This is a genomic window from Acetobacter sp. AAB5 (assembly GCF_050106715.1).
GTDB classification, from domain to species: Bacteria; Pseudomonadota; Alphaproteobacteria; order Acetobacterales; family Acetobacteraceae; genus Acetobacter; species Acetobacter oryzifermentans.
Genome location: NZ_JBNIEW010000006.1, coordinates 148350 through 156229 on the forward strand (window position 1 = coordinate 148350; position 7880 = coordinate 156229).

Below are 7880 nucleotides of genomic sequence, written 5' to 3' on the forward strand. Positions count from 1 at the left end.
TGCGTTATGGAATGGGGTGAAAAACCCCCGGCGAACCCTGATCCGAATAAACAATGCGGTTCAGCCTATCCACACGCAATGTGAACAGTTTAGGCAAATCATCTTTTGGGCCGGGGCAAGTGCCGGAATGCTTTTCCATAACATCAATACGTGATGCCGTGGGCGCATCATTTCCGTTCACCACAAACAGCAGGCAATCCGGCCGATCATGCGTCATGCCGTTATGGGTGACCTTCAGGCGTAGGTGCTGCACCAAGGCTGTATCATCAAACCAGCTTGCGGGTTTGAAGGTGTAGGAATCCACCAGTCGATCCAGCGTGCCAGTTTTGGCCAACAGAATCATCATTAAAGAAAGCGGCAGAACGATTGCTAGCCGACGCAGGATATGTTGGCGCAGAGTGCGTTTTGCAAATGGCCCGCGGCCAGTCATTTTGGGGGAGGGTGTGTTCATGTCAGCATATCTTCGTGCCAAAGGGCGCCATCACGCGCCAGAAGTGCACGGGTGGTTGCAGGGCCCCAGCTTCCGGCGGGGTAGGGTTCCAGCGGCGTAAGAGCGTAGCGCCAGGAATCCAGAATGGGTTCTACCCATTTCCATGAGGCTTCAACTTCATCGCGCCGGATAAAAAGGGCAGGGTCTCCTCTTACAGCGTCTAGCAGTAAGCGCTCGTAGGAATCCTGATACTGCACAGAAAATTCGTTTTCGTAAGACATATGCAGTGTGGCGTTGCGCACTCTAAACCCACCTGCTCCGGGGTCTCGCGCGGCCAGAACAAGTGAGAGTTCTTCATGCGGGGCAATGCGGATAACCAACCGGCCGGGAGAGGGCATGTTGGTAAAAATAGGCCAAACCTGCGGGCGGAACTGGATCACAATTTCTGTGGTTTTTGTAGCCAACCGTTTGCCTGTGCGCAGGTAAAAAGGCGTATCACCCCAGCGGGCCGTACGAATTTTGGTGCGAATGGCTACAAATGTTTCGGTATCACTAGGGCGGCCCGTTTTCAGATCATCCACGTAGCCCGGAACATCTTCTCCTTTTACGCGGCCCGCTGTGTATTGCCCACGGATAACATTTTTACGCACCATATCGGGTGTCATGGGGCGCAGGGCGTTAAGCACTTTCAGCTTTTCATTCCGCAGATCATCTGCGCGCAGAGAGGCTGGGGCATCCATGGCAACCATGCACAGAACCTGCAAAAGGTGGTTCTGCACCATATCTCGTAATGCGCCGGATTTATCGTAGTAGGAGCCGCGGTCTCCCACGCCCACTGTTTCTGCTGCGGTAATCTGCACATGGGCAATCGCCTGGGAAGACCACAACTGTTCCAGTGCAGGGTTGGCAAAGCGTAGGGCCAGAATATTCTGCACGCCTTCCTTACCCAGATAATGGTCAATCCGATAAATGGCATCTTCAGAAAAGTAGCGGCCCACACCTTCATTGATCTCATTGGCGGATTGCAGGTCTGTGCCAATGGGTTTTTCCAGCACAACCCGCGTGTGCTGAGTGATCAGGTTATGGTGGGAAAGCCCAGCGCAAATGGCGGAATACAGCGCCGGTGCCGTGGCAAAATAGAAAACCCGCGTGCGTTCCGGATCGGGGAGCGTGGTGCTGAGTTCCGGCCAGTGAGAGGCATCCTGTGTGGCATCAAGGTACACATAGGTCAAAAGCCCCAGAAACTGGTTTAGCGTTTCTGTGTCTTTGGCAATATCGGGGGCAAATTCGTGCAAAGTGGCGCTGCACAAATTACGGAACTGCTCAGTGGTGAGTTCAGATCTCGCCGTGCAGATAATCCGCGCTTCCTCATCAAATTCGCGGGCATGGAAGCGGCGCAAAAATGCAGGCAGCAGTTTTCGGCGTGTCAGATCACCTGTCGCGCCAAAGATAACAAAGTCAAAAGGTTCCGTGCGGTTCACAAGAGCCATGATGCAGGGTTCTCGCTGGTCAGCCGGAGGGGGATGCCCGCCGTAAAAAAGTCGTGGTTTGCGGGCAAAATGCCCAGAACAAGAACAAGGTGCTGTGCTTATGGAAGGCCGCCCGTGTGTTTGCAAGGGGTTCTGATGTGCTGCATCATTGACCACATACACGTGGCGCGATAAGCCCGCGCTTCACTATCTGGCAATGTTAGCAGGTTCTGCCTGCGCAGTGTTGGATGTTTGTATATAAATTTAGGAGGCCGAAGCATGGATGGCGAACGCATTTCCGGGGATGAAGATGCAGCTGTTGGCGGTATTGCCGCAGATCGGCTGAGAAGCATTATTGAGCGTGTTGAACGCTTGGAAGAAGAGCGCAAAGCTCTGGCTGGAGATATCAAGGATATCTTTACAGAAGCAAAGTCTGCCGGGTTTGATGTAAAGGTTATTCGCCAGATCATCCGCCTGCGTAAGCAGGAACCTGCTGAAGTAGAAGAGCAGGAAACACTGCTGGATATCTACCGTCGCGCATTGGGTATGTAAAAGGCTAGTCGGGTCTATTTCCCATGATGTCTCTGTCTTTTCCTGATTGGATGCCTGTCTGGGGCCAGCTTCTGGTTCTGGCTTTTGGCGTGTTGTTCGGGCTTGCTTTCATGATGATGCCTTTTGCCGTGTTTGGGGTAAAAGGGCGGTTGGGTGAGATTTCTCTCCAGTTGGAAGAAATTCAGGCCGAACTGCGTGCGCAGGCCGTGCGGGGTGCTCCTGCGTATCAGGAGCCAGCTTTGTCTGTTGTGGCAGAGCGGAACGGCAGAACATCACCCGGCGTGGTGGTGGAAGAGGTGCGCCCGCCGGAGGTGAAAAAACCTTCTGCGGCACCTCGTGCAGTGCCAGTTTTTCCCGAACTGCGGACACCTAAGGTTTCTGATGCGTATGAAGCGCGAGAAGAAGCCCCACCCACACCGCATCTTGCCCCAGACCCGGCAAAGCCGGTGGTGCGCCGCATGCCGTGGCACGAGCCAGAATCTCCACCAGCGGAAACTGGTGCAGAAATTTTGCGTCGGCAGCGTGCGCCAGATGCCAATCAGCCACCGTACCGGCCTGATTTTTCACATGAGGCGCCGCAGCCCAACCCATCTGTTCAGATGCCGCGTATTGATGAGCATACTGGCCGTGCAGAACCTGTGCTGAACTGGCCCAGAAAAAACCCGGCAAACGATTAAGTTTTAGATCATGACGAGGTCATCACGATGGATGATCTCGTCTCGTCCATGCCATCCCAGAATATCTGTAAGTTCGGTAGAACGATGGCCTGCAATGCGCCGGGCATCATCTGCATCGTAGGCAGCAAGCCCATGTGCCAGCACGATGCCATCAGTATTGATAATTTCTACCAGATCACCCTGAGAGAAATCACCTTTTACGCCAAGCACGCCTGCTGGTAAAAGGGATTTACCCTGCTGCAGAGCGGTTACGGCACCATCATCCACCATAATCTCACCTGCGGGTGTCAGGCTGCCTGCAATCCACTGCTTGCGGGCTGTATGGGGGCAATCCTGCGGCAAAAACCATGAGCAGCGCCCGCCTTCCAGTAAAGAGCGGAGCGGGTGAGATGTTTTGCCCAAGGCAATAGCCATGGCGCAGCCTGAGCGCGTTGCAATACCCGCTGCCAACAGTTTGGTGCGCATACCCCCAGAAGAATAACCCGGAGGCGGCTCACCCCCCATGGCTTCAATTTCTGGGGTAAGAGTTTCAATCACGGGCAAATGCTGTGCATCGGGGTTTGTGCGCGGGTCTGCCGTGTAGAGGCCATCAATATCAGAAAGCAGCACAAGCTGGTCCGAGTCAGTCATTTGTGCAACGCGGGCTGCCAGCCTGTCATTATCGCCAAAACGGATTTCGGCAGTGGCAACAGTATCGTTCTCGTTAATGACGGGAACACACCCCATTTCCAGCAGGGTGTTCAGCGTTGCGCGGGCATTCAGGTAGCGCTTGCGGTCTTCCGTGTCTTCTGGGGTTAGCAAAAGCTGGGCGGCAACAAGGCCGTGGGCCGAAAGGGCATTGCTCCATGCTTGTGCGAGGCTGATTTGCCCTACAGCCGCCGCCGCCTGCTTTTCTGCCAAGCGGAGTGCGCCGCCAGCCAGCCCCAATGTGTGCCGGGCAAGCGCAATAGCGCCAGAGGATACAACGGTAACAGCCGTGCCCTGTTTGCGCAGATATGCAATGTCGGCAGCCACACTGGCTAACCATTCCTGACGTGGGGCCTGTTTTTCTGGGTCCACCACCAGCGCACTACCTATTTTAACAACAAGCCGTTTGGCATTGGTAAGGGAGGGGCTGGTGTATCCGGTCATGGATCAGTTCCGTAAAAGGAAAGGGGCTAGAGGGGCCTGCTTGCAGCTAAGTGTTCAGGCGGGGTTTTTATCCGCGTTCTTGCGGGTTTCGGTCACCTGATTCTGGAGCATGCGCAAAAGTTCTGGCACGCCCTGATGGGTTGCAGCAGAAATTAGCACAACCGGTGCGCCACTGGCTTTTTCCAGCGCAGCACGCCGGGAAGAAGCTTCCCGCGGGGTCATGGCATCCATTTTATTGAGCGCGATAATTTCCGGCTTTTCTGCCAGGCCGCCATCATAAGCGGCAAGTTCATGCCGTATGGTGCGCCATGCATCTACAACGCTACCAGCAGCACCATCTATAAGGTGCAGCAGCACGGCGCAGCGTTCAACATGGCCCAGAAAACGGTCTCCAAGCCCGGTGCCTTCATGAGCGCCTTCAATAAGGCCAGGAATATCCGCTACAACAAACTCTTCCGTCATGGAAAGGCGCACAACGCCAAGCTGGGGGTGCAGGGTTGTAAAAGGATAATCTGCAATTTTGGGCTTTGCAGCAGAAACAACAGAAAGAAATGTAGATTTGCCAGCATTGGGCAAGCCAACAAGGCCCACATCTGCAATCAGTTTCAGGCGCAGCCAAACCCAGCGCTCTTCACCCGGCCAGCCTTTATCAGACCGACGGGGGGCACGGTTGGTGCTGCTTTTGAAATGCGCATTGCCGTAGCCGCCATCCCCCCCGCGGCAGAGGGTAATGCGTTTACCGGCTTCGTTGAGATCCGCCAGCAAGGTGACGCGGTCATCATCCATAATCTGAGTGCCAATCGGCACCTTGATGATAACAGGAGAGGCCGCAGCCCCTGTGCGGTCAGACCCGGCACCGTTGCCGCCTTTGCGTGCACGGAAATGCTGCGTGTAGCGAAAATCGATAAGGGTGTTCAGGTTAGGTACGGCTTCAAAAATAACATCGCCGCCACGCCCGCCATTCCCACCATCGGGGCCGCCGAATTCAATATATTTTTCCCGTCGGAAGGCTGTCACGCCATCTCCGCCATCTCCTGAGCGGACGTAGATTTTTGCCTGATCCAGAAACTTCATGACATACCTTACTCAAGTCCAGAACGCGAAAAAGGGCCGATCCTGAGGACCGGCCCCTGTTTCTGCTCCGGCCACACGGGAAAACGTGCGGTGGAAAAACCGAACTGCTTATTCAGCAGCGGCAGGCAGCGCATCCACAGAAACGTGTACGCGGCCTTCTGCACGGCGTTCGAAGCGAACATTGCCGTTAATCAGTGCAAACAGGGTGTGGTCTTTGCCAACACCAACGTTTACGCCAGCTTTCACCTTCGTGCCACGCTGGCGCACGATGATGTTGCCAGCAATAACCTGCTCGCCACCAAATTTCTTGACGCCAAGGCGGCGTCCGGCGCTATCGCGCCCGTTACGGGATGAACCGCCAGCTTTTTTTTGTGCCATGACCTAAGTCCTCCGTGGTCTTAACCAGCTTAATACCCTGTGCGGGATTAAGCTGCGTTGATTTCCTGAATGCGCAGAACGGTAACCGGCTGGCGATGACCATTTTTACGGCGGCTGTTCTGCCGACGGCGCTTCTTGAAGATGATGACCTTCTTGAGGCGGTCCTGAGCGATAACGGTTGCCGTTACCTTTGCGCCGGCCACGGTGGGGGCACCAATCTGGCTGCCGCTTTCGCCACCAACGGCCAGAACTTCATCAAATGTAACGGTTGCGCCGGCTTCAACTTCCAGCTTTTCAACCTTCAGCACCATGTTGGGCTCAACCCGGTACTGCTTGCCGCCGGTGCGGATAACTGCGTACATAAACTGTCTCTTCCGATCTCTGGATTCTCGCGGCACCTTGTTAGATACAGGCGAAAATTCTGGTCGCTTTTTCTTCTTTGGCTACACAATACGCGCAGCATGGTTCCATCTGTGTGGATTAGGGCGGCTTTTTAAGCGGTGAGGGTAGGGCGCGTCAATAGAAATATGGAGTTCACGCACTTGCATGGGCTAGAAAAGCGTGTCTATAAGCTCGCGATATAGGAGAGATGCCGGAGCGGTCGAACGGGGCGGTCTCGAAAACCGTTGTGCGCGCAAGCGTACCGAGGGTTCGAATCCCTCTCTCTCCGCCATTCTATATATCCCATGACAGTCCTTAGCGCTCATAGCACATAAACAGTGGCGGTTTTCTGCTGTTTGTGCACTTTATAACGCTCTGTGATGTTCCTTCAAGCTCAAGCATTGTGGGGGTAGATATGGGGGTATCATTTCAAGGGTGGGGGTATCGATGCTGACGGATGTTCAGTTGCGTCGCCTCATGCCACGCGAGAAACCATACAAGCTTTCGGATACAGGCGGACTGTTCATTTTTGTGCAGACCGGTGGTTCGCGATTATGGCGCATGAAATACCGTTTTGGCGGGAAGGAGAAACTACTCTCCTTTGGTGCCTATCCGGAAGTGACTTTGGCAGCCGCACGTGAGGCACGTGATCAGGCTCGTGCCGAAATCCGGGCTGGGCGTGATCCATCGTTGACGCGTCGCCAGCGTCAGGCTGAAGCCAAACGCGTCGATAAACAACTTCGCCATGTTGGCGAGAAATGGATGACGACGAAGGTTGTTAGCCTTTCGGACGTGAACTGGGCGATGATCCAGAGTTGCTCCTCGGTCAGCATGTCGCCTGGCTGCGTACCATAGTTCTCAAAACCGTATTGAACGGTTTCATTTACAGCGTGCGATTGTTCTCGCTGTCGCTTACGAGCCATGCCGGGGCTGAAGACTGCATCGGTCGCCTGCTTCGCGGCCTCATTGTCGCAGCGCTTATCCAGTTCATCGGTGGACTCAATGCTCATATGCCTTCGCACATCGCCGTTTCGGTCGACACCATGAGGGGGGTATGGAGGCTGAATCTGCCATCATGGCAGCAAAGTCGCGCCATCAGCAGGTTGCTGGCGCAACTGGTGCGGTCGCGACCCGACGACTGGAAAGCAGTTCTTCACATCATTGATGCCGAACTCACGAGGTATGCCGGTGCCGGCGATCATCTTGCCCAAAGGGCGCGGGATTATCTGGCAGGCTGGATTAAAGGCCATTTTTACGACTTGGCTGAAATCCAGTCAAAGGAGCGTATCATCGCATCTGTCAAACCGCAGCGTCGGACAAAGAGAACGAAAGCATCCCGGCCCAAGAAAGTTGGCCGAAGTTAGGACGAATGCCTCGCACTCATCAGGAACGGCAGATATTGCTTATTCATGATCCGAGAGCCGCTTATCTCGAATGTCCGAAACACACTTCATGGAGCTTCACATAACAATGTCGGGGCTTTCGGGAGACCGTCACGCTCGTTTGAGTGTCGACTGTGAGGCGACTGCCGCCTGTCTGCTCTCTTATCATTAAGCAGACAGGCAGCTTAGGGGGGGGGCAGCGGAATGTCTGTCTTAGACATAATAAACAAAAAAAGCTGCTATTCGTGTGCAAAAGGTCTATGCAGCAACGTCATCATTCCGGTCTTGAAACCCGGATCGAGCGCGACAGGATCTCACTGCGTATTTTGAACATTACGGGTGAAGGCTATCGAAGGAATACCACGCAGGACGGATAATCAGTCGCGCCCCCATCGCCATCGCCATG

The 7880-nt window shown here is 54.6% G+C and carries 10 protein-coding genes and 1 tRNA gene; 5 read left to right on the plus strand and 6 right to left on the minus strand.

Annotated features, from left to right (window positions below):
• Window positions 1–4: 4 nt before the first annotated feature.
• Both ACP7IZ_RS08055 and zwf read right to left on the minus strand, forming a co-directional pair.
• Window positions 5–451 (minus strand): hypothetical protein, encoded by a 447-nt coding sequence (locus ACP7IZ_RS08055; protein WP_426848647.1) that lies wholly within the window; start codon window positions 449–451, stop codon window positions 5–7.
• Window positions 448–2082, minus strand: a complete 1635-nt coding sequence (gene zwf / locus ACP7IZ_RS08060) for a glucose-6-phosphate dehydrogenase (protein WP_426848648.1) — start codon at window positions 2080–2082, stop codon at window positions 448–450. The genes ACP7IZ_RS08055 and zwf overlap by 4 nt, the downstream gene beginning before the upstream one ends.
• A gap of 96 nt (window positions 2083–2178) precedes the next feature.
• Between zwf and ACP7IZ_RS08065 the strand changes: the two genes are divergently transcribed.
• Window positions 2179–2451 carry a DUF2312 domain-containing protein gene (locus ACP7IZ_RS08065; RefSeq protein ID WP_003623048.1) on the plus strand — a complete coding sequence of 91 codons (273 nt, stop codon included), beginning with the start codon at window positions 2179–2181 and terminating at the stop codon, window positions 2449–2451.
• 23 nt (window positions 2452–2474) lie between these two features.
• On the plus strand, window positions 2475–3128 hold the full coding sequence (locus tag ACP7IZ_RS08070) for a hypothetical protein (RefSeq protein WP_426848649.1): 654 nt from the start codon (window positions 2475–2477) through the stop codon (window positions 3126–3128).
• 3 nt (window positions 3129–3131) lie between these two features.
• Here ACP7IZ_RS08070 and proB read toward each other — a convergent pair whose 3' ends face one another.
• The 4 genes from proB to rplU all read right to left on the minus strand — a co-directional run bounded on the left by proB (window position 3132) and on the right by rplU (window position 6073).
• Entirely contained in the window at window positions 3132–4259 is a 1128-nt protein-coding gene (proB, locus tag ACP7IZ_RS08075) for a glutamate 5-kinase (RefSeq protein ID WP_006117403.1), read from the minus strand.
• 54 nt (window positions 4260–4313) lie between these two features.
• Window positions 4314–5333 carry a GTPase ObgE gene (gene obgE / locus ACP7IZ_RS08080; RefSeq protein WP_006117402.1) on the minus strand — a complete coding sequence of 340 codons (1020 nt, stop codon included), beginning with the start codon at window positions 5331–5333 and terminating at the stop codon, window positions 4314–4316.
• Between the two features lie 108 nt (window positions 5334–5441).
• Window positions 5442–5711 (minus strand): 50S ribosomal protein L27, encoded by a 270-nt coding sequence (rpmA, locus tag ACP7IZ_RS08085; RefSeq protein ID WP_003623041.1) that lies wholly within the window; start codon window positions 5709–5711, stop codon window positions 5442–5444.
• Window positions 5712–5758: 47 nt separating this feature from the next.
• Complete coding sequence (gene rplU, locus ACP7IZ_RS08090; protein WP_026019364.1) at window positions 5759–6073, minus strand: 50S ribosomal protein L21; 315 nt, start codon at window positions 6071–6073, stop codon at window positions 5759–5761.
• A gap of 221 nt (window positions 6074–6294) precedes the next feature.
• On the opposite strand from rplU, the gene ACP7IZ_RS08095 reads away from it, so the two are divergent.
• The 3 genes from ACP7IZ_RS08095 to ACP7IZ_RS08105 all read left to right on the plus strand — a co-directional run bounded on the left by ACP7IZ_RS08095 (window position 6295) and on the right by ACP7IZ_RS08105 (window position 7456).
• Window positions 6295–6384: transfer RNA gene (locus ACP7IZ_RS08095), tRNA-Ser, on the plus strand.
• Between the two features lie 155 nt (window positions 6385–6539).
• Window positions 6540–6947, plus strand: a complete 408-nt coding sequence (locus ACP7IZ_RS08100) for an Arm DNA-binding domain-containing protein (RefSeq protein ID WP_426848650.1) — start codon at window positions 6540–6542, stop codon at window positions 6945–6947.
• Window positions 6908–7456, plus strand: a complete 549-nt coding sequence (locus tag ACP7IZ_RS08105) for a hypothetical protein (protein ID WP_426848651.1) — start codon at window positions 6908–6910, stop codon at window positions 7454–7456. Before ACP7IZ_RS08100 ends, ACP7IZ_RS08105 begins: the two co-directional genes overlap by 40 nt.
• Window positions 7457–7880 lie beyond the last annotated feature (424 nt).